The 23,316-nt window shown below is 62.1% G+C and carries 18 protein-coding genes and 1 tRNA gene; 10 read left to right on the forward strand and 9 right to left on the reverse strand.

Features of this window, described 5'->3' with window-relative positions; translation table 11 throughout:
* The first annotated feature begins 214 nt into the window (after positions 1–214).
* A complete protein-coding gene (locus B0G83_RS11530) occupies positions 215–1,363 on the forward strand; it encodes a flagellin (protein ID WP_105507546.1) in 1,149 nt (382 codons plus the stop codon).
* 353 nt (positions 1,364–1,716) lie between these two features.
* A complete protein-coding gene (fliD, locus tag B0G83_RS11535; protein ID WP_105507547.1) occupies positions 1,717–3,228 on the forward strand; it encodes a flagellar filament capping protein FliD in 1,512 nt (503 codons plus the stop codon).
* A 126-nt stretch (positions 3,229–3,354) separates the two neighbouring features.
* On the opposite strand, the gene B0G83_RS11540 is transcribed toward fliD, so the two are convergent.
* The 3 genes from B0G83_RS11540 to trxB all read right to left on the reverse strand — a co-directional run bounded on the left by B0G83_RS11540 (position 3,355) and on the right by trxB (position 5,958).
* Positions 3,355–3,975 (reverse strand): trimeric intracellular cation channel family protein, encoded by a 621-nt coding sequence (locus tag B0G83_RS11540; RefSeq protein WP_105507701.1) that lies wholly within the window; start codon positions 3,973–3,975, stop codon positions 3,355–3,357.
* Positions 3,976–3,988: 13 nt separating this feature from the next.
* Positions 3,989–4,747, reverse strand: a complete 759-nt coding sequence (locus tag B0G83_RS11545; RefSeq protein WP_105507548.1) for a Smr/MutS family protein — start codon at positions 4,745–4,747, stop codon at positions 3,989–3,991.
* A 209-nt stretch (positions 4,748–4,956) separates the two neighbouring features.
* Complete coding sequence (gene trxB / locus B0G83_RS11550; RefSeq protein ID WP_105507549.1) at positions 4,957–5,958, reverse strand: thioredoxin-disulfide reductase; 1,002 nt, start codon at positions 5,956–5,958, stop codon at positions 4,957–4,959.
* A 333-nt stretch (positions 5,959–6,291) separates the two neighbouring features.
* Here trxB and B0G83_RS11555 point away from each other — a divergent pair, with 333 nt between their 5' ends.
* The 3 genes from B0G83_RS11555 to B0G83_RS11565 all read left to right on the forward strand — a co-directional run bounded on the left by B0G83_RS11555 (position 6,292) and on the right by B0G83_RS11565 (position 11,056).
* On the forward strand, positions 6,292–8,607 hold the full coding sequence (locus B0G83_RS11555) for a DNA translocase FtsK (protein ID WP_105507550.1): 2,316 nt from the start codon (positions 6,292–6,294) through the stop codon (positions 8,605–8,607).
* 287 nt (positions 8,608–8,894) lie between these two features.
* The gene (lolA, locus tag B0G83_RS11560) at positions 8,895–9,629 is read left to right on the forward strand and encodes an outer membrane lipoprotein chaperone LolA (protein WP_105507551.1); all 735 of its coding nucleotides are present in this window, start codon (positions 8,895–8,897) and stop codon (positions 9,627–9,629) included.
* Between the two features lie 254 nt (positions 9,630–9,883).
* Positions 9,884–11,056 carry a Fic family protein gene (locus B0G83_RS11565; protein ID WP_105507552.1) on the forward strand — a complete coding sequence of 391 codons (1,173 nt, stop codon included), beginning with the start codon at positions 9,884–9,886 and terminating at the stop codon, positions 11,054–11,056.
* Between the two features lie 43 nt (positions 11,057–11,099).
* Here the strand turns inward: B0G83_RS11565 and B0G83_RS11570 are convergent, their stop codons facing one another.
* Positions 11,100–12,020, reverse strand: a complete 921-nt coding sequence (locus B0G83_RS11570; RefSeq protein WP_105507553.1) for a LysR family transcriptional regulator — start codon at positions 12,018–12,020, stop codon at positions 11,100–11,102.
* 182 nt (positions 12,021–12,202) lie between these two features.
* Here B0G83_RS11570 and speB point away from each other — a divergent pair, with 182 nt between their 5' ends.
* Positions 12,203–13,192 (forward strand): agmatinase, encoded by a 990-nt coding sequence (gene speB / locus B0G83_RS11575; protein WP_035552395.1) that lies wholly within the window; start codon positions 12,203–12,205, stop codon positions 13,190–13,192.
* A 98-nt stretch (positions 13,193–13,290) separates the two neighbouring features.
* On the opposite strand, the gene cytX is transcribed toward speB, so the two are convergent.
* A complete protein-coding gene (gene cytX, locus B0G83_RS11580; protein WP_105507554.1) occupies positions 13,291–14,607 on the reverse strand; it encodes a putative hydroxymethylpyrimidine transporter CytX in 1,317 nt (438 codons plus the stop codon).
* Positions 14,608–14,914: 307 nt separating this feature from the next.
* On the opposite strand from cytX, the gene B0G83_RS11585 reads away from it, so the two are divergent.
* The 3 genes from B0G83_RS11585 (at position 14,915) to B0G83_RS11595 (ending at position 17,895) form a co-directional block, all read left to right on the forward strand.
* The gene (locus B0G83_RS11585; RefSeq protein WP_105507555.1) at positions 14,915–16,228 is read left to right on the forward strand and encodes a replication-associated recombination protein A; all 1,314 of its coding nucleotides are present in this window, start codon (positions 14,915–14,917) and stop codon (positions 16,226–16,228) included.
* 111 nt (positions 16,229–16,339) lie between these two features.
* Positions 16,340–17,635, forward strand: a complete 1,296-nt coding sequence (gene serS / locus B0G83_RS11590) for a serine--tRNA ligase (RefSeq protein WP_105507556.1) — start codon at positions 16,340–16,342, stop codon at positions 17,633–17,635.
* Positions 17,636–17,805: 170 nt separating this feature from the next.
* Positions 17,806–17,895, forward strand: a tRNA-Ser gene (locus B0G83_RS11595).
* A gap of 96 nt (positions 17,896–17,991) precedes the next feature.
* On the opposite strand, the gene B0G83_RS11600 is transcribed toward B0G83_RS11595, so the two are convergent.
* The 4 genes from B0G83_RS11600 to B0G83_RS11615 all read right to left on the reverse strand — a co-directional run bounded on the left by B0G83_RS11600 (position 17,992) and on the right by B0G83_RS11615 (position 21,309).
* Positions 17,992–18,579, reverse strand: coding sequence for a thiamine phosphate synthase (locus B0G83_RS11600; RefSeq protein ID WP_105507557.1), 588 nt, complete (start codon positions 18,577–18,579; stop codon positions 17,992–17,994).
* A 19-nt stretch (positions 18,580–18,598) separates the two neighbouring features.
* A complete protein-coding gene (locus B0G83_RS11605) occupies positions 18,599–19,924 on the reverse strand; it encodes an MFS transporter (RefSeq protein ID WP_105507558.1) in 1,326 nt (441 codons plus the stop codon).
* Positions 19,885–20,580: a sigma-70 region 4 domain-containing protein gene (locus B0G83_RS11610; RefSeq protein ID WP_105507559.1), complete on the reverse strand. Its 696-nt coding sequence runs from the start codon at positions 20,578–20,580 to the stop codon at positions 19,885–19,887. The genes B0G83_RS11605 and B0G83_RS11610 overlap by 40 nt, the downstream gene beginning before the upstream one ends.
* A 147-nt stretch (positions 20,581–20,727) precedes the next feature.
* Complete coding sequence (locus tag B0G83_RS11615) at positions 20,728–21,309, reverse strand: hypothetical protein (protein ID WP_105507560.1); 582 nt, start codon at positions 21,307–21,309, stop codon at positions 20,728–20,730.
* A gap of 527 nt (positions 21,310–21,836) precedes the next feature.
* Between B0G83_RS11615 and B0G83_RS11620 the strand changes: the two genes are divergently transcribed.
* On the forward strand, positions 21,837–23,090 hold the full coding sequence (locus tag B0G83_RS11620) for an FAD/NAD(P)-binding oxidoreductase (protein ID WP_105507561.1): 1,254 nt from the start codon (positions 21,837–21,839) through the stop codon (positions 23,088–23,090).
* The last annotated feature ends 226 nt before the right edge of the window (positions 23,091–23,316 follow it).

The raw sequence follows: 23,316 nt of genomic DNA on the forward strand, positions 1-23,316 counted from the left end.
GCTCAGCCGGGGAAATTCTGCCAATTAGTTAGGATGGCCAATGCAATGAGCTGGGCTTGACAGATATCGACAAAACTTATTTAAGTCAAATTTCGATAAATCTCTCAAGTTTTTTTGGCCGAGGCCGTCATTGGTGATGCGGTAGACATCAATTGAATGATTCCGCCGTTGCCGATGTCGGTAAAAAATCCAATGCTTATTTGAGAGATCTTCCATGCTCGGAATCAATAGCAATATCAACTCGCTGGTTGCGCAACAGAACCTGAACGGCTCGCAAAGCGCTCTCTCGCAAGCCATTACGCGTCTGTCTTCGGGCAAGCGCATCAACAGCGCGGCCGACGACGCAGCAGGTCTGGCGATCTCGACGCGTATGACGACGCAGATCAACGGTCTGAATCAGGGCGTGTCGAACGCCAACGACGGCGTGTCGATGATTCAAACGGCATCGAGCGCACTGTCGTCGCTGACCTCCAGCCTGCAACGTATTCGCCAGCTGGCTGTGCAGGCATCGACCGGCACGCTGTCGACGAGCGACCAGGCTGCGCTGCAGAAGGAAGTGTCGGCGCAGATCTCGGAAGTGAACCGTATCGCGTCGCAAACGACGTACAACGGCACGAACATTCTGGACGGCTCGGCAGGTAACGTGACGTTCCAGGTCGGCGCTAACGTTGGCCAGACCATCAGCCTGAACCTGAGCCAGTCGATGTCGGCAGCAAAGATCGGTGGCGGCCTGGTGCAAACGGGTCAAACCGTCGGCACGGTGTCGGTCAGCACGGATACGGCCGGTGTTTACACGTCGGCAGCGAGCCCGGCGATCACGGCAATCAACGTGTTGTCGGACGGCAAGGGCGGTTACACCTTCACCGACCAGAACAACCAGGCGATCGGCCAAACCGTCGCAGCCGCGATCCTCGGTTCGGGCGCAACGGCGGGTACGGGTACGCAAGGTACGGCACTGGCGCTCCAAGCCGCGGCAACGACGACGGCAGGCGCAGGTTCGGCCGCTCAGGCTTCGGCAGTGGCGCAGATCAACGCGATCAACAGCTCGCCGACGGTGTCGAACCTGAACATCAGCACGGTGACGGGTGCGAACCAGGCCATGGTGTCGATCGACAACGCACTGGCTACGGTCAACAACCTGCAAGCATCGCTGGGCGCCGCGCAAAACCGTTTCACGGCAATCGCCACGTCGCAGCAAGCTGAGTCGACCGATCTGTCGTCGGCACAATCGCAAATCACGGACGCCAACTTCGCACAAGAAACGGCGAACCTGAGCAAGGCGCAAGTGCTGCAACAGGCTGGTATCTCGGTGTTGGCGCAAGCTAACTCGAACCCGCAGCAAGTTCTGAAGCTCCTCCAGTAATACGAGCTGACGTCATTACGGCGGGGCACGCTGCGATGAGGCAGCGCCGCTCCGCCGGCTTCAACCATCCGGGACGCGCCAGGCGCCGGGTGTCGCTATTCCCGCCAAAAGTGGTGTTGCACCGCACCACGTCTATTTTTGAGCGCAAAGCGCTCAAATCTCCCATTTTTCAAAATTCAATGTGAATTGAACCGGGTTATTTCCGGGAAATTGTCACATCCGTATCAAGAAATATGATGTAACATTTGAAAAAAATGTAAGCGACGCCGATGTGACCGGATAGAGGGCGCAACTGAACAGGCCCGGGGCGTCGAACCAGAGATCACGAACCACTCGACGCACGGAGCCAACGCATGTCAACGATCAACAACACGTCCGTCAATCAGGCGACGTCCAGCGCGCGCAACCAGGTGCAGCAGGCGGCGCAATCCATCATCAGCGGGTCGACCGGCAATTCGACCATGGACGTCGCGAGCCTCGTGTCGGCGTTGGTGAATGCGAAGACGGCGGGGCAGTCGGCGGCGTTGCAAGCCCGGCAAACCACCGACAACACCACGTTGTCCGCGTATGGCGCGTTGACCTCGGCGCTGAGCGCGCTGCAGGCGGCGATCAAGAATCTGTCGGACGGCACCACGCTGTCGACCTTCGCGGCCACGGCCAGCGGTAAAGGACTCGACCCGAAAGCCGGCGTCGGCGCCGTGCCCGGCAGCTACGCCGTCGAGGTTAAGCAGATCGCCACGTCGCAGAGCCTGGCGTCCGCCGCGTTCGGCGTGACCACGCAACTGGGCACCGGCACGTTGAGCATTGCGGTCGGCGGCAAGTCGATGGATATCACGGTCGACAGCAAGAACAACACGCTCGGCGGCATTGCCGACGCGATCAACAAGGCGAGCAACAACCCGGGCGTCACCGCCACGATCGTGACCGGCACGGGCGGCGCGCACCTTGTGCTGCGCGCGGCCACCACGGGCGCCGCCAATACGATCGACGTCACCACCAGCAACGTGCAGAACGACGCGGGCCTCGCGGCGCTCGGCGTCAAGTCGACACCCGGCGCGGATGGCGCGGCGTCCACGTTTGTCTCGTCGGATAGCACCAAGGCGTGGCGTCAGAGCGAAGCCGCGCAGGACGCGCTGCTCACCATCGGCGGGATCGACGCGCGCAGTGCGACCAACGCCGTGACCGACGCGATTTCCGGCGTGTCGCTGAATCTGTCGCGCGACGCCATCGGCACCACGCAGACACTGACCATCGCGCCGGACACCACCGCGCAGAACACAGCGATCACGAATTTCGCGAACCTGTACAACACGGTCGTCACGACGGTCAACAAACTGTCCTCTTACGACAAAACGTCGAAGACGGGCGGCGCGCTGCTCGGCGACTCGACGCTGCAGACCATCAAGAATTCGCTGGCGTCGATTATCGGCGGTGGGGTGGGCAAGGGCACTGCTACGGTGAGCTTGGCGCATGTCGGCATCACGCTGAAGGGCGATCCGGCGGACGGCACGCTGGTGATCGACAACGCGAAGCTGAGCTCGGCGCTCAACACCGCGCCGGCGCGCGTGGCGCAACTGTTCAACACGACCGACGGGCTCGGCGCGAAGCTGAACAGGAGCATCACGGAATTCACCCGGACTGGCGGCATCATCGACACGCGCAACAGCGCGTTGAACGCCGATCTGAAGAGTGTCACCGCGCAGCAGTCCAAGCTCGCCGACTACGCAACGGCATTGACCAAGCAGTATCAGAGTCAGTTCACCGCACTGAACACGCTGATGGCGACGATGAACAACAACTCCGCCTATCTGACGGCGCTGTTCGGCGGCTCGAAGAGCGCGGGCGCGCTGGCCACCAATAAGTGAGAGTGAAAAGATCAGCGTGAAGGGCACTGTATCGTCCGCGTTGGCATTTGCATTTGCGCTCGCGGGTGATACAGCGCTTGTTTCAGCATTTGATACGGCGATTGCGTTCGGTCGACGCCATCACCGTCAGTGCGGTAACCGTACGTTGAACCTGAAGGTCAGCAGTCGGGCGAGCAGGATAAAACCCGTCGCGATCAACACGCTATACACCGTATCGACGTTCGCGTAGTCGAGCAGCACATACAGCCAGCAACCCACGAACGCGCAGGTCGCATACGGCCGCGAGTCGCGCAGGATCAGCGGTACTTCGTTGCACAGCACGTCTCGAATCACGCCGCCAAACACGCCGGTCAGCACACCCATCATGACGGCGGTGAACCACGGCATCTGCGCGTCATGCGCGATCGACGTGCCCGCTACACTGAACAGGCCCAGGCCGATGGCATCCGCGACCAGCAACACGCGCTCGGACAGCAGGCGCGATGTCATCTTAAGTAGCATGGGCGCGAACAGCGACATCGCAAAGATCGCGATCAGATAACCCTGATGCTCGACCCAGTAGAACGGCCGACGTTCCAGCAGCACGTCGCGCAACGTGCCCCCGCCGAAAGCCGTGGCGATCGCCACGAGGAAGGTGCCGACCGCGTCGAGCCGGCGGGTACGCGCTTCGATGAACCCGGAGATCGCGTACGCGAAAATCGCCAGCGCTTCCATGAGAGTCAGCGCCAGCGTCAACCTCGGATGGATCACCGCGGCGGCCTCAGGATTTAGCGTGCGCCGGCAACGCGCCCGGCTGCAACAGCACGACCACCGCACCGGCGCCGCCGTCATGCGGACGTGCCTGGCAGAACGCGATGACCTCGGACTTTTGCACGAGCCATGCCCGCACCTTGCCCTTCAGCACCGGCTCCTTGCCGATCGAACCCAAACCCTTGCCGTGAATCACGCGCAAACAGCGCAAACCGCGCTTCACCGATTCGCGGATGAATTCGGCCAGCGCCTCGCGCGCTTCTTCGCGCCGCATGCCGTGCAGGTCGATTTGCGCCTGCACGATCCAGTCGCCGCGCCGCAGTTTGCGCACGACTTCCTGACTGACGCCGGGGCGGCAATACGACAACGTCTCGTCGGTTTCAAGCAGTACCTCGGGATCGAACTCGTCGGAGATTGCTTCGTGCAGGACCGCTTCTTCGTCGAGTCTGGTTTGCACCGGTAGCGGCGGTGGAGGATTGCGCGGCAGCGTGGCGCGTGGCGGCACCGCCAGCGGCGCGACCGCGCCGATTTCGCGGCGGAACAGATCGGCGTCGGCCGTTGCTTCGCGCTGCGCGACCACGGCGGCGGCGCGCTCGCGGTCGCGCCGTTGCGTTTCGCCCTTCAACGCGTCGCGCAGTGCGCCGAGGCCGGCAAGACCGGCCGCCGGTTCGAGCTTCGCCTGGGCGACGGGGACGGCGGGTTCCGGTGCCGCCCTGGCGACGGTGCGGGCGCGCTTCGGTTCGTTGGGATGCGGCTGGTTTTTCGGCATATCGGGAAGACAACGCAGACAGGGAGATCGATCGCGCGACGTTGATCGCGAGCGGCATGACCGCGCTAGACGCATGAAACAGGACGCCTGACGCAGACGCGAAAAAGGCCGCGGGCTTGTCAGCCGCGGCCTTTTATCTGGCAGGCGGCCGGGCCACGCCCAGCCGCCATTTTACCGTTGCACCAGACGTTGCCGCCCGGCGCCTTGCATCAACGTTCGGCTTCCTGGCTCATGGCGTGTTCGCCGGCCATCTCGTCGATGGTTTCCAGGTAGCGTTGCGCGTCGAGCGCGGCCATACAGCCGGTGCCGGCGCTGGTGATCGCCTGACGATAGACGTGGTCCTGCACGTCGCCGGCGGCGAACACGCCCGGCACGCTGGTGGCGGTCGCGAAACCGTTCAGGCCGCCCTTGGTGATGATGTAGCCGTTCTTCATCTCCAGTTGACCCGCGAAAATGTCCGTGTTCGGCTTGTGGCCGATCGCGACGAACAGGCCTTGCAGCGCGATGTCTTCCGTGGCGCCGGTTTGCGCGTGCTTGATGCGCAGGCCGGTGACGCCGGTCTGGTCGCCGGTCACTTCGTCGAGCGTGTGGTTCCACTTGATCTCGACCAGGCCTTCTTTCTCTTTCGCCAGCAAACGGTCGATCAGGATCGGTTCGGCGCGGAACTTGTCGCGGCGATGGATCACCGTCACCTTCTTCGCGATACCGGACAGGTAGAGCGCTTCTTCGACCGCGGTATTGCCGCCGCCGATCACGGCCACGTGCTGCTGCTTGTAGAAGAAACCGTCGCAGGTGGCGCAAGCCGACACGCCCTTGCCCATGAACGCTTCTTCCGACGCCAGGCCGAGGTACTGCGCCGACGCGCCGGTCGCGATGATTAGCGAGTCGCAGGTGTATTCGCCCGAATCGCCGATCAGGCGGATCGGCTTTTCGTCTAGCTTGGCCGTGTGGATGTGGTCGAACAGGATCTCGGTGTTGAAGCGCTCCGCGTGCTCCAGGAAGCGCGTCATCAATTCCGGACCTTGCACGCCGTGGGCATCCGCCGGCCAGTTTTCGACGTCGGTCGTGGTCATTAACTGACCGCCTTGCGCGAGACCCGTGACCAGCACCGGCGCCAGGTTGGCGCGCGCCGCGTAGACCGCGGCCGTGTAGCCGGCGGGGCCGGAACCGAGAATCAGAACCTTGGCGTGTTTCGTGGAAGTAGCGGGCATGATCGAATCCTTTTACGGCGCCCGGCTCGCCCATGCGAGGCCGTGCGACCTGAGCTGAAACTGTAGATGGGTGTCAGTCGGGCATTATAAAGGGCGGGGCGCGAGCCTGCTCCATGAAGCTTTCCGATCGCGCCGATAGGGTTGCCCGCGCGAGCCGCGTCGCGTCGGTGTCACCAATCGGCCAAGTTACCGTCATTTACAGCCTTGCGCGGGACAGTGCGTTTACAATAGGCCGGATCGAAGTTTCCGGTCGCCGCGAGCGGGCCCGAAGCCGCGCTGGGCGAGGCGCCAGCCGGGAATCGGCCGTACGTGGCCCCACACGCAACAGGATCAATGGCAAAAGCTCCCTATTCCGCGAGCGCGCAGGCATTGCCGCACCGCATGTCGCGCCTTTTCACCGAAATCCGCTGGATCCTGCAGGTGGCGCTCGGCGTGTTCCTGCTCATGGCGCTCGTCAGCTACAGCCGGCGCGACCCGAGCTGGACCCACGCCGCGCAGGTCGACCATATCGGCAACTGGGCGGGCCGTGTCGGCGCCTGGACGTCGGACATCCTGCTGTTGCTGTTCGGCCTGTCCGCCTACTGGTGGATCGTGCTGCTCGGCCGCCATATCTCCGCCAACTACAAGCGCATCACCCGTAACGAAGACGTGCAGGAAGACAAGCCGCGCGACGCGACCTGGCTCGCGGACGCGTTCGCGTTCATGCTCGTGCTGCTTGCCTGCGACGGTATCGAGGCGCTGCGCATGTGGTCGCTGAAGGTGCAGTTGCCGCGCGCGCCGGGCGGCGTGATCGGCGAGGCGGTGGCGCGCGGGGTCTCGCATGCGCTCGGTTTCACCGGCGGCACGCTGGCCTTGCTGATCGCGCTCGCGATCGGCTTGTCGCTGTATTTCCGTTTCTCGTGGCTGTCGGTGTCGGAAAAGGTCGGCGAGTCGATCATTTCCGCCGTCACGTTCGCGAAGCTGCGCCGCGAGGCCGGCCGTGACCGCAAGCTGGGCGAAGCGGCCGCCGTGAAGCGCGAAGGTAAGGTCGAAAAGGGCCGCGTGCGGATCGAGGAACACGAGCCGGTCGTGATCGTGCCGCCGGTCGTCACGCCGGCCAAGTCGGAGCGCGTCGAGAAAGAGCGGCAAGTGCCGTTGTTTACCGATCTGCCGGGCGACTCCACCTTGCCGCCTATCTCGCTGCTCGACGCCGCGCCGGTCGCGCAGGAAACCATTTCCGCCGACACGCTCGAATTCACCTCGCGGCTGATCGAGAAGAAGCTCAAGGACTTCGGCGTCGAAGTGAGCGTGGTCGCGGCTTATCCGGGGCCGGTCGTCACGCGCTATGAAATCGAGCCGGCCACGGGTGTGAAGGGCAGCCAGATTGTCGGTCTGGCGAAAGACCTGGCGCGCTCGCTGTCGCTGGTGTCGATCCGCGTCGTCGAAACGATTCCCGGCAAGAATTTCATGGCGCTGGAGTTGCCGAATCAGCGCCGCCAGACCGTGAGCCTGTCCGAGATTCTCGGCTCGGCGGTTTATGCGGATGCCGCGTCGCCGCTCACCATGGGGCTCGGCAAGGATATCGGCGGCAAGCCGGTGTGCGCCGACCTTGCGAAGATGCCGCATCTGCTGGTGGCGGGCACGACCGGCTCGGGCAAGTCGGTGGGGATCAACGCGATGATCCTGTCGCTGCTGTACAAGGCGAGCGCCGACCAGGTCCGCATGATCCTGATCGATCCGAAGATGCTCGAAATGAGCGTCTACGAAGGCATTCCGCATCTGCTGTGTCCGGTGGTCACGGACATGCGCCAGGCCGGTCACGCGCTCAACTGGGCGGTCGCCGAAATGGAGCGCCGCTACAAGCTGATGAGCAAGCTGGGCGTGCGTAATCTCGCCGGCTACAACAACAAGATCGACGAAGCCGCCAAGCGCGAAGAGAAGTTGCCGAATCCGTTCAGCCTCACGCCGGATGATCCGGAACCGCTGTCGCGCCTGCCGAATATCGTGGTCGTGATCGACGAACTGGCCGACCTGATGATGGTGGTCGGCAAGAAGGTCGAAGAGTTGATCGCGCGGATTGCGCAGAAGGCGCGCGCGGCCGGGATCCATTTGATTCTTGCCACGCAACGGCCGTCGGTCGACGTGATCACCGGCCTGATCAAGGCCAACGTGCCGACGCGCATGGCCTTCCAAGTGTCGTCGAAGATCGACTCGCGCACCATTCTCGACCAGCAGGGCGCGGAATCGCTGCTCGGCATGGGCGACATGCTGTATCTGCCGCCGGGCAGCGGCTTGCCGGTGCGCGTGCACGGCGCGTTCGTTTCGGACGAGGAAGTGCACCGCGTGGTTGATAAGCTCAAGGAGCAAGGCGAGCCGAACTACATCGAAGGCATTCTCGAAGGCGGCGTGACGGGCGAGGGCGACGAAGGTTCGGCGGGCGCTGGCGGAACCGGAGCGGGCGACGGCGAGTCGGACCCGTTGTACGACCAGGCGGTCGACGTCGTGCTGAAGAACCGTCGCGCGTCGATCTCGCTGGTGCAGCGGCATTTGCGCATCGGCTATAACCGTGCGGCGCGTTTGCTCGAGCAGATGGAAAACTCGGGCGTGGTGTCGAGCATGTCGTCGAACGGCAATCGCGAGATTCTCGCGCCGGCTCGGGAAGCGGAATAGGCCGCGTGGTGGTTTTGGCATGGCGCGTTCGTGCGGTGGCCGCCGCGTCGCCAAGCCCGTTGTACTCGCTGTCCGGCCACGCCGCATCATGTCGCGCCGCACTAAGGCCCGTTTAAGGCTCGGCGCCTAGGCTTAGCCCTATATGGCTTAGGGCAAGCTCAGCGGTTGCACGGTATCACCGCCCCGCGACGAGCCGAGCCAAGCCAGAACGAGCCGAACGGCGCGGCCGCCGGGTGCAAACCCACCGCCGTGACCGCTCAACGAATTCAATCAAGGGAGAAAAACATATGCAGCTATTCGCGCAGCAGCAGGCTCGACAGAGTGCTCAATCCAGCCGTATCGGCCAACTCGCGCGCACGTTTGTGCGTGGCGTCGGCAGCGTGGCGATCGGCGCGTCGATGCTGGTGGCGTCGCAGGCATTCGCGAGCGGCACCGAGCAACTGAAGGCGTTCGTCGCGCAAGTGCATTCGGCGCGCGGCACCTTCGTGCAGCAGGAAGTGCGTGCGCCGAGCAAGGCGCAGGGTGCGAGCGGCGTGCTGTCCACCAGCGGCGCCGGCAAGACCGGTACGTCGAGCGGCACGTTCACGTTCGCGCGTCCCGGCAAGTTCATCTGGCAATACGAGAAGCCCTATGCGCAACTGCTGCAGGCGGACGGCGATAAGCTCTACGTGTACGACAAGGATTTGAATCAGGTGACGGTGCGCAGCCTCGGCGGCGCGCTGGGTGCAAGCCCGGCGGCGATTCTGTTCGGCAGCAACGATCTGGACAAGAACTTCACGCTGCGCGACGCGGGCGTAAAGGCCGGCATCGATTGGCTCGAACTGACGCCGAAAGCGAAAGACACGCAGTTCCAACGCGTGGGCATCGGCTTCAAGGACGGCAATCTCGAAGCGATGGAGTTGCACGACGTGTTCGGCAACGTGACGCTGCTGACCTTCTCGAACATTCAGAAGAACCCGCCGTTGCCGGCGGATGCGTTCAAGTTCACGGTGCCGAAGGGCGCGGATGTGATCAACGGGTAAGGGTTCGGACCAGGCTTGTCGCCTGACCTGCCGAACTGGATTCCGATTCTGCCAAAAGCCTCCGTCAGTTGATGACTGACGGAGGCTTTTTTATGTCCTGCCGCCTCTCGGGGGTCATTTATCGTTGAACGTCTAATCGACTCGCAATTTGAGTCGATTAGACGCTTAATCGCCTCAGAGTCGACTATACTCAAATTCGACTCACGCTATGAGTCGAATAAACCCGGCAATCGACTCAAGGCTCATCCAGCGCCATGTCTCCGACACATTCCTTTATCTGGCAAGCCCCCACGTGGCCCGGCATGCACTATGACCTCGTTCAGGTCGGCGCCGAACTGGCTCGCGCGCACCGGGCTCAAGGCATTGTTGAAGGCAAGCTGGCCGGTCTGGGCTTCGAGCAGCGCCTCGAACTCGCTGCCGAAGCCTGGAGCCAGGACGCCGTCGCGACGGCCGCTATCGAAGGTGAGCGCATCAACCTTACCGCGGTGCGTTCGTCCGTGGCACGGCGACTCGGTGTCGGAAATCAGGACGGCGCCAATGCACCTCGAAGCGTCGAAGGTTTGCTCGACATCATGGACGACGCGGTGCTGCAAAGAGACGCGCCACTCACGCACGAGCGCTTGTGCGCCTGGCAGGCGGCGCTGTTCCCGACCGGCTACTCCGGTATGACGAAAATTCTTGTCGGGGCCTACCGCGAGCATGCCGAGCCGATGCAAGTTGTCAGTGGGCGCCTGGGGCGCGAAAGGGTGCACTATGAGGCGCCGTCGTCGGCCCGCGTCCCGGCCGACATGCAGCAATTCCTGGACTGGTTCAACGCCACGACCGAGCACGACAGTCTGGTCAAGGCGGCGCTCGCTCACCTGTGGTTCGAAACGATTCATCCATTCGAGGACGGCAATGGTCGCGTCGGTCGAGTGCTCATTGACCTCGTGCTGGCGCGCGAAAACGGCGAGATCAGCCGTTTGATCCGTATTTCACAGCGCCTGCTCGACAAGCGCCGCGACTACTACGAGCAGCTCAAGCGCGCCCAGCATGGCGATCTGGACGTGAGCGCGTGGGTCCTATGGTTCGTCGAGCAAGTGCGGGTGTCCTGCGAAGAAGCGTCCAGTGTCATGGACGCGGCGCTTGGTAAAGCCCTTTTCTGGATGAGCCATCGGGACAAGGTGCTGACCACTCGACAACGCAAAGTCGTCAACCTGCTGCTCGATGCCGGTCCGCATGGTTTCGAAGGCGGCATGAACACGAGGAAATACGAGAGCGTCGGCAGCACCTCACGGGCCACCGCGTCGCGCGAGCTGATCGAACTTGAAAACATGGGCATTCTGGACAAGGTCGGTGCGGGTCGCTCGACTCGCTACTACCCGAGTGTCCCAGGGTGGGGGACGGAGGGCACAACGCTCGTCGAGGCGCCATCTCGCGAGGATTGATCCGCTGCCATTTCGCGGACTGAATCCCCGCGCAACAGCCAGGTTACTCGTCAACCTCCAAAACCTGCGCCGGATGTGCGGCCTTCATATCGTCGATAAACGCCTCGACGATATCCGTGCGGTGCTGTCGCCCTCGCGTCACCATATGAAACGCGACGCGGTAGCGCATCAACTCCGGATTCAACGCCGCGAGCAGTCCCTGCTTGACGAACGGCGCCGCGAAATGTCCTGGCAAATAGCCGAGGTGATGCCCGGACAACACGAGCATCGCGACCGCTTCCATATTGTCCGCAACAGCGGTCACGTTCTGCGGCGTGGTCGAACTTTCGGCTTCGGGCAGCGGATAGCTGCGCCACGCCCATTCATGCTGCGCAGCCTCGGCGGCCGGCACCGCGCCTGCCTGCGCGAACAGCGGATGCCCCTTGGCGCAATACGCAAGCTGATCTTCGGCGAATACCTCGGTGTATTCGAGCGACGGCACGCGATGCCAGAAATAGCCGATGCCAACCTGTATCCGGCCATTCAGCAGCAACTCTTCCAGCTCGCCCGGCGAGCGCACCAGAATCGAAAACCGCACCGACTGATCGCGTGCCCGGAAGCGGCCGATCGCGTCGCTGATACGGGCGCTGGCCGATACCGGCGTATGGCCGATCATGCCGATATCCAGCGTGCCGACCAGTTTGCGGCCGACGTTGCGCGCCTGCATGCCGAACGTATCGACGGCGGCCAGCAACGCGCGCGCCGCGTCGATGAACTGTTCGCCGCGCGCGGTCAGGCTGAAGCCGCCGCGGCCGCGTTCGCACAGCCGGTAGCCGAGGCGCGTTTCCAGCGTGGCGAGCTGCGTGCTGATGGTCGACTGGCCGACGTTGAGGGTCGCCTGAGCGGGCGACACGCCGCCCGCGTCGACGATGGCGAGGAATACGCGGATCAGCCGCAGGTCGAGATCGGTGAGTTGGGAGAACATGCGTCAGGATACATCGTTGAAAATCGATGTGAAGTTTATTCTGTTCGTATTTTAACTTCTGGGAAACTGCTTAAGAATCCAGATTCGCCCGGCAAGGTGCGCTTCTTCTGCTTTCTCCTCGGCCGGTTTGCACGTTTTTCGCTCGCAGCCCGTTTGCAGCGCCTTTTCATTGCCGAGCCACGATGAAACCTTCTTCCTTCATTTCTCCCGACGCCGGCGAACGGCCGCAGCCGCTCTCCGGTAACGCCATGCCTCGCTGCGGCGGCATTGCGACGATGATGCGCCTGCCGAACGTCGGCTCGGCCGAAGGGTTCGACGCCTGCTTCGTCGGCGTGCCGTTCGATCTCGGCACCTCGAACCGTACCGGCGCGCGTTTCGGGCCGCGCCAGATTCGCAGCGAGTCGGTGCTGCTGCGCCCGTACAACATGGCGACGCGCGCCGCGCCGTTCGATTCGCTGCGGGTGGCCGATCTCGGCGACGTCGCGATCAATCCGTACAACCTGCACGACTCGATTGCGCGCATCGAAGCCGCCTACGACGAAATTCTCCAGCACGACTGCAAGCCGATCACGCTGGGCGGCGACCACACCATCGCGCTGCCGATCCTGCGCGCGATTCATCGCAAGCATGGCAAGGTCGGCCTGATTCACGTCGACGCCCACGCCGACGTCAACGACACGATGATGGGCGAGAAGATCGCGCACGGCACGCCGTTTCGCCGCGCGGTCGAAGAAGGCCTGCTCGATTGCGAGCGTGTCGTGCAGATCGGTTTGCGCGGCACGGGTTACGCGGCGGAAGACTTCGACTGGTGCCGCGATCAGGGCTTCGAGGTCGTGCAGGCCGAGGCGTGCTGGAACCAGTCGCTGGCGCCGCTGATGGCGCGCGTGCGTGAACGCATGGGCGACGGCCCGGTGTACATCACGTTCGACATCGACGGGATCGATCCGGCTTTTGCGCCGGGCACGGGCACGCCGGAAATCGCGGGGCTGACAGTGCCGCAAGCGCTCGAAATCATTCGCGGCTCGCATGGGCTGAATATCGTCGGCTGCGATCTGGTGGAAGTCGCGCCGCCGTACGACCCGTTCGGCACGACCGCGTTGCTGGGCGCGAACCTGGCGTTCGAATTGCTGTGCGTGCTGCCGGGCGTCGAGTATCGGGCTTCCACGCGATAAGCCGCGCCAGGCCGCACACCGTACCGTGAAAGTAGAAAAGGCCTGCATTTGCAGGCCTTTTCGCATTTTCAGACGACGCTACAGCGTGACCTCAACCCTCACGCATACGCAGTCTTGCGCACCGATACCAACGCGTAGTAACACAGCGCGCCGATCGCCAGCGCAGGCAACGTTGCGCCGAGATTCGGCAGCCATTGATTGATCGCCTGATACGACGCGATGCCGATCGCCCACGCGGCGAATGCGCTCAGATGCCAGCCTCCGGAGAAGCCGTAGCGACCTTGCAGATCGGCGAGCACGGCGGCTTCGATCCGGCGTTTGCGGACGATGAAGTGATCCACCAGCACCACGCCGAATAACGGGGCGAACACCGAGCCGATCAGCAGCAGGAAGTTCTGATACTTCGCCATCGGCACCAGCAGCGCGACCAGCGTGCAGAGCGCGCCGAATGCGGCCGACAGCATCGGCACGCTACCGCGCGTCCAGAACGTACCGGTCGAGACCGCGGCCGAGTGAATGTCGGCGAACGCATTGTCGACTTCGTCGATCAGGATCAGCAGCAGCGCGAGGCCGCCGCCGGCCTGGGCCAGTGCGCCGGTCAGCAAGGCATCGCCGCCGCCGGCCGCGAGGCCGTAGATCGCGCCGAGCGCATAGAACCACAGGTTCGCAATGCCGTAGCCGAGCAGTGTGCCGCGGAACGTCTCGCCGGGTTTGCGGCCGAAGCGCGTGTAATCGGCGATCAGCGGCAACCACGACAACGGCATGGCCACCACCAGATCGATCGCACCGCCGAACGACATCTCGCCCGTGCCCGGACGACGCATCAGCGCGGCCAGATCGTGTTTAGCCAGCAGGTTGTACGTGAGCCACGCCGCGCCCGCGAGCAGCAACCAGATGCCCCAGGTGCGCAGGAATTTGCGCACGAACGACAGCGGTCCGCTGATCGCCAGCAGCGTCGCGAGCAAGCCGAAGACCACGGTCCAGATCAGCGGCATCGAGAGGCCGAACGACTGTTTGGCGAGCGCGTCGGCGGAATCGCGCATCACGATCACTTCGAACGAGCCCCAGCCGACCAGCTGCACCGCGTTCAGGACGGCGGGCACGGACGCGCCGCGCACGCCGAGCGTCGGCCGCAGCGACGACATGGCCGCGAGGCCGGTGTCGGTGCCGATCACCCCCGCCAGGGCCAGCAGCACCACGCCGATCACGCTGCCGATCGCAATGGCCAGCAACGCATGGGGCAGCGACAAACCCGGCACCAGCAGCGCGCCTGCTTGCGCGACCAGCAGGCCGATGCCGAGCGAGAACCAGAGCGCGAACGCGTCGCCGGTGCGGAATGCGCGGCGCGCGTCGGGCACCGGCGTGAGCGGTGCGTAAGTGGAACCGGTGTCGCCGGCGATTGGATCTTGTGCCATCTGGTCTTGTCCCTGTTCGTGTTGCTTGCTCTATTACTGAAATGACTGCTGTACGGCTGTTTTTAACTGGATGTGAGCGGTGCGCGACCGCTCGCCGGCGTCGGGCAGCGGCCGGCGAAGCCGAGATTATCCATAAATCAGCTTACGGCTTCCGAATCCGCGTGGCCTTCCTCCGGCCGCCGTCACTGTCATAATGCAGAACCTTGCCCGCATCTTTGCACGCTGAAGTGCCGGCCTGATTCATCCGGCAACCCGCCGCCTTCACACGGACCGCGTCCGGAAAAGCCGAGATCATCCCCAATACGTCATGTTTGAAGAAACCCGCGCCAATGTTCCGCTCGCCGAACGCCTGCGGCCCCGCAATATCGACGAAGTGATCGGCCAGAAGCATCTGCTCGGCCCGAACAAGCCGCTGCGGGTCGCGTTCGAATCCGGCGAAGCCCATTCGATGATTCTCTGGGGCCCGCCCGGCGTCGGTAAAACCACGCTCGCGCGGCTCATGGCCGACGCGTTTCATGCGGAGTTCATCGCGTTGTCGGCGGTGTTGTCGGGCGTAAAGGATATTCGCGAGGCCGTCGAGACCGCGCAGATTCATCGCGCGAACGGACACCAGACGCTGGTGTTCGTCGACGAGGTGCATCGCTTCAACAAGAGCCAGCAGGACGCGTTTTTGCCGCACGTCGAATCCGGGCTGTTCGTGTTCGTCGGCGCGACGACGGAGAATCCGTCGTTCGAAGTGAACAGCGCATTGCTCTCGCGAGCCGCCGTCTACGTGCTGAAAAGCCTCACCGACGACGAGCAGCGCGAGTTGCTCGACCGCGCGCAGCAGGAACTCGGCGGCCTCACGTTCACCGACGAAGCGCGCGATGCCTTGATCGGTTCCGCCGACGGCGACGGCCGCAAGCTGCTGAACAACCTCGAAATCGTCGCCCGCGCGGCCGCGCGGCAGAAGACCACCGAGATCGACGGCGCATTGCTCGGCAGTGCGCTCGCCGAAAATCTGCGCCGCTTCGACAAGGGCGGCGACGCGTTCTACGACCAGATCAGCGCGCTACATAAATCGGTGCGCGGCAGCAGCCCGGACGGCGCGCTGTACTGGTTCTGCCGCATGCTCGACGGCGGCGCGGACCCGCGCTACCTGGCGCGCCGGATCGTGCGGATGGCGTGGGAGGATATCGGTCTCGCCGACCCGCGCGCGGCCCGCATCGCGCTCGACGCCGCCGAAACCTACGAGCGCCTCGGCACGCCGGAAGGCGAACTGGCGCTGGCGCAGGCGATCATTTATCTGGCGGTCGCGCCGAAGTCGAACGCCGGCTACAACGCGTACAACGAAGCGCGGCGGTTCGTCGGCAAGGATCAGTCGCGCGGCGTGCCGGTGCATCTGCGCAATGCGCCGACCAAGTTGATGAAGGAACTCGGCTACGGTCATGAATACCGTTACGCGCACGACGAGCCGGACGCGTATGCGGCCGGCGAGACCTATCTGCCCGACAACATGCGCGATCCGCATTGGTACGAGCCGACGCCGCGCGGTCTGGAAGGCAAGATCGGCGACAAGATGGCGCGTCTGGCCGAACTGGATGCGCAGTGGCGCAGCGAGAACAAGCCGAAGAAGGACTGAGCTTTGCCACACGTTGCCTGCATTGCGCACGCGCTCTCCATCTAACGCACCGGCCGCCCGCGCCGGTGCGTTAAAATCCCAGCTTCATACAACGAACACCCGCCCCATCCCATGCTCGACATTCAGCTGCTGCGCAAAGACCTCGACGGCGTCGCCAAGCGCCTCGCCGACCGCGGCTATACCCTCGACGCGGCGGCTTTCACCGCGCTCGAAGCGGAACGCCGCGACACCCAGACCCGTACCGAAGAGATGCAGGCGCGCCGCAACAGCCTGTCGAAGCAGATCGGCGCGATGAAAGGCAAGGGCGAAGACACCTCGGCGCTGATGGCCGAAGTGGGCGGTATCGGCGACGAAATGAAGGCGTCGGCGGCCCGCCTCGAAGAGATTCAGAAGGGTCTGTCGGACCTGCTGCTCGGCGTGCCGAACCTCGCGCACGAAAGCGTGCCGCACGGCGCCGACGAAGCCGGCAATGTGGAAGTACGCCGCTGGGGTACGCCGCGTCAGTTCGATTTCGAGGTGAAGGATCACGTCGACGTCGGCACGCCGCTCGGCCTCGACTTCGAGACCGGCGCGAAGCTGTCGGGCGCGCGCTTCACGATGTTGCGCGGCCAGATTGCGCGGCTGCATCGCGCGCTGGCGCAGTTCATGATCGACACGCATACGCAGCAGCACGGTTATACGGAGGTTTACACGCCGTATATCGTGAATCCGGAAATTCTGTACGGTACGGGCCAGTTGCCGAAATTCGCCGACGACATGTTCCGCGTCGAGAAGGGGGGCGAAGAGAATACGGTCACGCAATATCTGATCTCCACGTCGGAGATTTCGCTGACCAACACGGTGCGCGACAGTATCGTCGAAGCCGACACGCTGCCGATCAAGCTGACCGCGCATTCGCCGTGCTTCCGCTCGGAAGCGGGCTCGTACGGCCGCGACACGCGTGGCCTGATCCGTCAGCATCAGTTCGACAAGGTCGAGATGGTGCAGATCGTCGCGCCGGATGCGTCGTATGAGGCGCTGGAGCAGATGGTCGGCCATGCGGAAGCGATTCTGCAGAAGCTGGAGTTGCCGTATCGCGTGATCACGCTGTGTACGGGCGACATGGGCTTCTCGGCGGCGAAGACTTACGACCTCGAAGTGTGGGTGCCGGCGCAGAACACGTATCGCGAGATTTCGAGCTGTTCGAATACCGAGTCGTTCCAGGCGCGCCGGATGCAGGCGCGTTTCCGCAATGCGCAAGGCAAGCCGGAGCTGGTGCATACACTGAACGGTTCGGGGCTGGCGGTGGGGCGTACGCTGGTCGCCGTGCTGGAGAATTTCCAGAATGCCGATGGTTCGGTGACGGTGCCGGCGGCGCTGCGTCCGTACTTGGGTGGGACCGAGCGGTTGGAGGTTGCGGCGGGTTGATGATGTTGCTGGCGTCGCCGCTACCGCGGATCGCTTGATCAAGTCTCTTTGAAGTTTTTTTGACGAGGGGCTTGGAAATCGGATTAAGCTGTTCTATAATCTTTCTCTCCCAAGCAACGACCCGCTTGGATCTGACAAAGCAGCCTCACCGCTGATAAGTTGGAAGACCCGGAAAGGTGGCAGAGTGGTCGAATGCGCTGGACTCGAAATCCAGTGTACCTTTAGGGGTACCGTGAGTTCGAATCTCACCCTTTCCGCCAAGATTCTTCAGAAAACCCCGCACAGTCTCTGACTTGCGGGGTTTTTTGTTTGGTGGCCGGCAACCTCGCTTCCCGTTGCCCAAAGACGCTCCGCCTCTATTCGCCAACCCAAAGCGAACGAATCGCCGCAATACCCTGAGCCCCCGACTTCCGGGCTTCCTCCAGGCTATCAACGCTCATCCCTCCCAACGCATAAACCGGGATCGCGGTCAGCGCCACCAGTTCACGAAAACGCGGCCAGCCCAGCGGCGTGGCCGTCGTATGCGTCGCCGTCGGCATGACGGGCGAGATGGTCAGCAAGTCCGCACCTATCCGATTCGCGTGAAGCACCTGATGCTCGTCATGGCATGCAGCCGAAACCAGCAGCCCTGACGGTAATGGCCGGCTAGTAGCGGCCATCAGCCGAGTACTTGTGAGATGAACACCATCGGCCTGTACGGCGAGCGCGACATCGGGCGGCGCATTCAACAGCAAGCGCGCATCGTGGCGCCGGCAGCACGCCAGCGCCTGTTCGGCCAACCCGGCATACTGCGGCGCGGCCAGCGTCTTGGCGCGCAACTGCACCAAACGAACGCCCGCTTCGAGGCTGCGTTCCAGGCACGCAATAAAGTCGCTAAAAGGTTTGCCAGCCACTGGCTCAGGCGTGACCAGAAACGTCTGCGGTAACTGCGTTGGATGACTCATTAAAGCTCAGCGAAAAGCGTTAAACAATCGATGACGACGCACGTCGTGGTTCGGCCTCGATCGCATCAACGGCGGCATGAATCGGGCTCCGTTGCTTCCGGCAAATGCTATATGCGACCGGTGCCGCCAGCACCCCCATCGCCGTGATATACAGCGCGGGCGCGGTTAGCCAATGCGTCACCTTGATCAGATACGCACCCACAACAGGCGCTGTTCCACCAAAAACCGCGGTGGCGAGTGAATAGGTGGTCACCATACCAAAACTGCGCCAGTTGTCTTTAAACAGGTCGGGCAGAACAACGAAAATCACGCCGACCAGGCAACCCGCCATGACGGCAAATGCCGCCTGCACCAGCAGCAGCGTCAGAAAATCACCGCGCTGCAGAAGCGCGAACAGCGGATAACTGCTGCAAACCAGAGACACGATACCGATGAGGGCGAGCCTCGACGCCAGTATCCAGCGCGTGGCAAAACCTGCCGCGACCATCGACAGCGAAAAAATCACCAGCGTAATCACGTTGGTTGAATGAGCGTCGAAGCTCGACACGCCGAGATAGGTGCGCAAATAGCCCGGCAACCAGACAAACGCCGTATAAAGATGCGCCTCCATGAACGCCACCAGAACAATGGCTTGTATCAAGGGCAACAGGGGTCGTGCATGCCACACACGATGAGCCTGATCGCCCGGCTTTGTCGAAATCGAAGACCGGAGCGAATAAATCCACAGCGACAGGGGAATGCACAGCAGAAATGGCCAGCGCCATACCTCGGCGAGATAGCCGCCGCGAACCGCTGCCGGTAAGCGTTGCAGCATCGCGCTGCAGTAGGACAGAGCCAGAACGATTCCCGACGCCAGCAACATACCGACAAAGCCGCTCGCCACGACCACCGCGCAGTAAAGCCCGCGATTTTTATCCCTCACGTTGAGCGACACAAAATAGCCGCTCAACGGCAACTCACCGCCGGCCGCGAAACCTTGCAGTATTTTCAGGGCAATCAGCAGCCCCGTGGCGAGATAGCCGGCCGTTTGATAGGTCGGCAGAAACGCGATCAGCGACGCTGGAATCGCCATGCCGATCATGCTGAATCTGAGTGCCGTCCCGGCGCCGAATCGATTGCCCAGCACGCCGAAAAAGACGCTACCGAAAGGTCGCGCCAGGTAACTGCTCGCGAACACCGAAAAACTCAGCATGAGCGCCGTCTTGTCGTTGGCGGCGGGAAAGAATAGCCGGCCGATTTCAAGCGCCATGAAAGCAGTCAGCGAGAATTCGTACCACTCGAAAAGATTGGCGGTGAGCGCAATTCTCAGGAGGGGGTTGAATCGGATGCGTAGGGGGTATGCCATTTGACGAGGGATAGGACGTGGGGCAGATTGCCGTCGACTACCTTGTTGCGCAGAGCGTCCAGATGGGTTTCCACCGTCCGGTCCGACGTGCCGAGAAACTTGGCGATTTCCTTGTTGGCAAGCCGCTCAGTCTTTAAGAGGAAAACCCGGAACTGGGCATCGGTAGGGAGCGTGGCGAAGTATTGAACGATCTCGAGGCACGCCAGCACACGCTTGATCGCACTCGTGACGTCGTAAAAGTTCAGGTAGAGCTGGTAGAGGCTGTTGGGCGGCAACGTGGGCGTAATGTCGTTCCGATAGGTCACGATGCCCAGAATATTTTTTCGGGAACCGAGCACCGGGAATTTGACCATTTCTTCGAGCTGGGCTTCGCCGCTGTCGTCGAGAAATTGATGCCTGCCGAGTACATGGGTTTTCTTTTCGCGCGCACGGAAATCAAGCTTTTGAATCGCGGCTGCGTATTGCGCGCCCCATTCCGGCTGACAGAATTTCAGGTCATTGATTGTCAGGCCGACGAGCTCCGCAGGATTCTCGACGCCGAATTGCCGTGAATTGTATCTATTATTAATAATGTATTTTCCGGTGTCCGCTTCCTTGAGGCTGGCGGAGACCGGAAAATTCTCTATGAAGCTGATAATTGCACTATCGGATTTCATGGTCGGTCTTACGCAAAAAACCACGGTGAGTCTTGGGTGCTCCGAGTCTTGCTCAATCGGGCGGACGGATTGCAGATTACATGGTGTTGCTATCCGCGATCAACTAACGATGCCCTATGGATTAAATACGCATCGATTTGATGATTTTCAGTGTTCTGTCGTATCCGGCGTTCTCACGCACTGTTCGAAACAGGGCGACCAGCTGGACTCGGCAACGATGGGCACACGCACCGACGGCAGGCGGCCGTCCATATCCGCTGCCACGAGCATCAGATAAAGACGGGTGGCGGTCTCGTCGTCGCACTGCTCCAGCACGCTTTGTGCGGCGCGCAGGATCGGCATGCGCTTACGCAGGCGCTTCGCGCTCTGCGACACGTCGCGCGCGAAATCGACGGGCTCTTCGTGCGGCAGGCTTTCGACGAGTTCGACATCCATTGCATCGAGGTCGTCTAGCAAGCTCCGCGACGGTTCGTCGCCAGAAATCGATTGGCTGTGCGAGGGCGTTTCCGGTGTCATGCGACCTGCCAGATCGAGTAAGCGCAGGCTCAGTGCGAGGATTGCGTTGCGCTGCACGCGCGGTGTTATCTCGATACGGCGGCCGGGCTGCCCGTTCGATTGATTTTGTCGCAGGACGACCGACACTGAATCCGGATATTCGGGCGCGGATTCGTCGCCATTCTCGATACACAGCCAGCTAGAGCCGATGCGGAATTTGAGATTCTTTTTCATGTGTCGCTCGTGTTGCGCAGATAAATGCGTGAGGCATATAAAGTCCGCGCGCCTCCTCGTCTGGCTGCAATTCGTCTGTTTCGTACCGGCCCGAAAGCAATGCGCGACGTCTTGATAATTATGGCAATAAAAGAGCGTCGGCGTATCCGTGGAAACTACGTAATTGGTACGTATTCGGCATAAATTTATTGAAAGAATGACGCATTTTAAATGCATCTTAATACATCGATTCGTCGCAATATTAATTTCTGCTACTTTTTATGAGGGCGGTAGGGTAGGGGGCGAGTGAGCGTTGTCTTATATTTACAAATAAAATAAAAAATGCGTCATGGCTATATATAAAATATTAATGGGTCGATGAAATCGTTATCACGCGTCCCATACGTTAGAATGCCGGCTCGAGATATAAATGTCATTGAATAACGATTAACGGCGCGTGGCGAACCTATCCGCCTGACAACGGCATCGACCGCCGCTGTAAAGTGTCGACCCGCATAAACCCACCCTCCGGAAGCAAAGGTATCGCGATGAGTACGACTGCAGCAGCGTCAGACAACACGGAAACGTTCGACGTCGTGGTAATCGGCGGCGGCGCCGCAGGTATAGGCGTGACGGCGAGCTTGCTGCGCCGTCGTCCGGGGTTGCGCATCGCCATCGTCGAACCGGCGGACCGCCATTTCTATCAGCCGGCGTGGACGCTGGTCGGCGGCGGCGCATTCAATATCAACGACACCGTGCGGCCCATGTCGTCCGTCATGCCGGAGCGCGCGCAGTGGATACGGGCGAGCGCCAACGCCATCGAACCCGAGCAGCACCTCGTTCGGCTCGACAACGGGAGCACGCTCGCTTACCGGCGTCTGATCGTGTGTCCCGGCTTGCGGCTCGCGTGGGAAAAGATCGAAGGGCTGGAAGAGACGCTGGGCAAAAACGGCGTGACATCGAACTATCGTTTCGATCTCGCACCGTACACCTGGCAACTGGTCCGCGAGTTGAAGGGCGGCAAGGCGCTTTTTACGCAACCGGGCATGCCGATCAAATGCGCGGGCGCGCCGCAAAAAGCGCTGTATCTGTCGTGCGATTACTGGCGCAAGCAGCACGTGCTCGAAAAGGTAAAGGTCGAGTTCAATCTGGCCGGTGACGTGTTGTTCGGCGTGGCGGCATTCGTACCGTCGTTGATGAAATACGTGGAGCGCTATCAGGCGTCGCTCGCGTTCGGTTCGAATCTGATCGGCGTCGACGGCGCTCGCAAGATCGCCACGTTCGCCGTGAAGGACGAGACGGGTGGCGTTGTTCGTGTCGAGAAGCCGTTCGACATGCTGCACGTGGTCCCGCCGCAACTTCCGCCGTCCGTGGTCAGCACCAGCGTGTTAGCCGACAAGGCCGGCTGGTGCGAAGTCGATCACGCAACGCTGATGCATCCACGCTATCCGGAAGTGTTTGCCCTTGGCGACGCCTGTTCCGCGCCCAACGCCAAAACGGCCGCGGCCGTTCGCAAACAGATCGTGGTCGTTGCGGAAAACCTGCTGGCGTCGATCGACGCCAAACCATTGCCCGTTCAATACGATGGATACGGCGCCTGTCCGCTGACGGTCGAGAGGGGCAAAGTCGTGCTGGCGGAATTCGGCTACGGCGGCAAGTTGCTACCCACATTCCCGCTCGAGCCAACGGTGCCGCGCGCGCTTGCCTGGCATCTGAAGTCGGGTTTTCTTCCGTGGTTGTACTGGAACGGTTTGCTGAAGGGCCGCGAATGGCTCGCCGCGCCGGCGAAAGCTTCGGCATGAGCGACGCGCCGCGGCGTCCCACGCCACGCGCGCAGGCGGTAATCGACGTGGGCGTGACGTATCGGAAGATCGCGTCACGACCTGAAACATCGGTGAAAGTATTTTGAAATATGATCGACGCGATTTCGTCAGCATCGGCGCGCGTTGAATTTCTGGAAACCCTTTCCAATCGCACGCCCAAACCACCCCCACTTCCCCCCTTGCCTGAGTGGTTGTAAAGTCATAC

Source organism: Paraburkholderia sp. BL21I4N1, from assembly GCF_002973525.1.
In the GTDB taxonomy this organism is placed as follows: domain Bacteria; phylum Pseudomonadota; class Gammaproteobacteria; order Burkholderiales; family Burkholderiaceae; genus Paraburkholderia.

What these genes read in the sequence shown, in the direction of transcription:
- B0G83_RS11530 (WP_105507546.1), top strand. Translation starts at nt 215, where the DNA reads ATGCTCGGAATCAATAGCAATATCAACTCGCTGGTTGCGCAACAGAAC.
- B0G83_RS11600 (WP_105507557.1), bottom strand. Translation starts at nt 18,579, where the DNA reads ATGAGTCATCCAACGCAGTTACCGCAGACGTTTCTGGTCACGCCTGAG.
- B0G83_RS11615 (WP_105507560.1), bottom strand. Translation starts at nt 21,309, where the DNA reads ATGAAAAAGAATCTCAAATTCCGCATCGGCTCTAGCTGGCTGTGTATC.
- lolA (WP_105507551.1), top strand. Translation starts at nt 8,895, where the DNA reads ATGCAGCTATTCGCGCAGCAGCAGGCTCGACAGAGTGCTCAATCCAGC.
- trxB (WP_105507549.1), bottom strand. Translation starts at nt 5,958, where the DNA reads ATGCCCGCTACTTCCACGAAACACGCCAAGGTTCTGATTCTCGGTTCC.
- B0G83_RS11610 (WP_105507559.1), bottom strand. Translation starts at nt 20,580, where the DNA reads ATGAAATCCGATAGTGCAATTATCAGCTTCATAGAGAATTTTCCGGTC.
- B0G83_RS11605 (WP_105507558.1), bottom strand. Translation starts at nt 19,924, where the DNA reads ATGGCATACCCCCTACGCATCCGATTCAACCCCCTCCTGAGAATTGCG.
- speB (WP_035552395.1), top strand. Translation starts at nt 12,203, where the DNA reads ATGAAACCTTCTTCCTTCATTTCTCCCGACGCCGGCGAACGGCCGCAG.
- B0G83_RS11555 (WP_105507550.1), top strand. Translation starts at nt 6,292, where the DNA reads ATGGCAAAAGCTCCCTATTCCGCGAGCGCGCAGGCATTGCCGCACCGC.
- cytX (WP_105507554.1), bottom strand. Translation starts at nt 14,607, where the DNA reads ATGGCACAAGATCCAATCGCCGGCGACACCGGTTCCACTTACGCACCG.
- B0G83_RS11620 (WP_105507561.1), top strand. Translation starts at nt 21,837, where the DNA reads ATGAGTACGACTGCAGCAGCGTCAGACAACACGGAAACGTTCGACGTC.
- serS (WP_105507556.1), top strand. Translation starts at nt 16,340, where the DNA reads ATGCTCGACATTCAGCTGCTGCGCAAAGACCTCGACGGCGTCGCCAAG.
- B0G83_RS11570 (WP_105507553.1), bottom strand. Translation starts at nt 12,020, where the DNA reads ATGTTCTCCCAACTCACCGATCTCGACCTGCGGCTGATCCGCGTATTC.
- fliD (WP_105507547.1), top strand. Translation starts at nt 1,717, where the DNA reads ATGTCAACGATCAACAACACGTCCGTCAATCAGGCGACGTCCAGCGCG.
- B0G83_RS11585 (WP_105507555.1), top strand. Translation starts at nt 14,915, where the DNA reads ATGTTTGAAGAAACCCGCGCCAATGTTCCGCTCGCCGAACGCCTGCGG.
- B0G83_RS11545 (WP_105507548.1), bottom strand. Translation starts at nt 4,747, where the DNA reads ATGCCGAAAAACCAGCCGCATCCCAACGAACCGAAGCGCGCCCGCACC.
- B0G83_RS11565 (WP_105507552.1), top strand. Translation starts at nt 9,884, where the DNA reads ATGTCTCCGACACATTCCTTTATCTGGCAAGCCCCCACGTGGCCCGGC.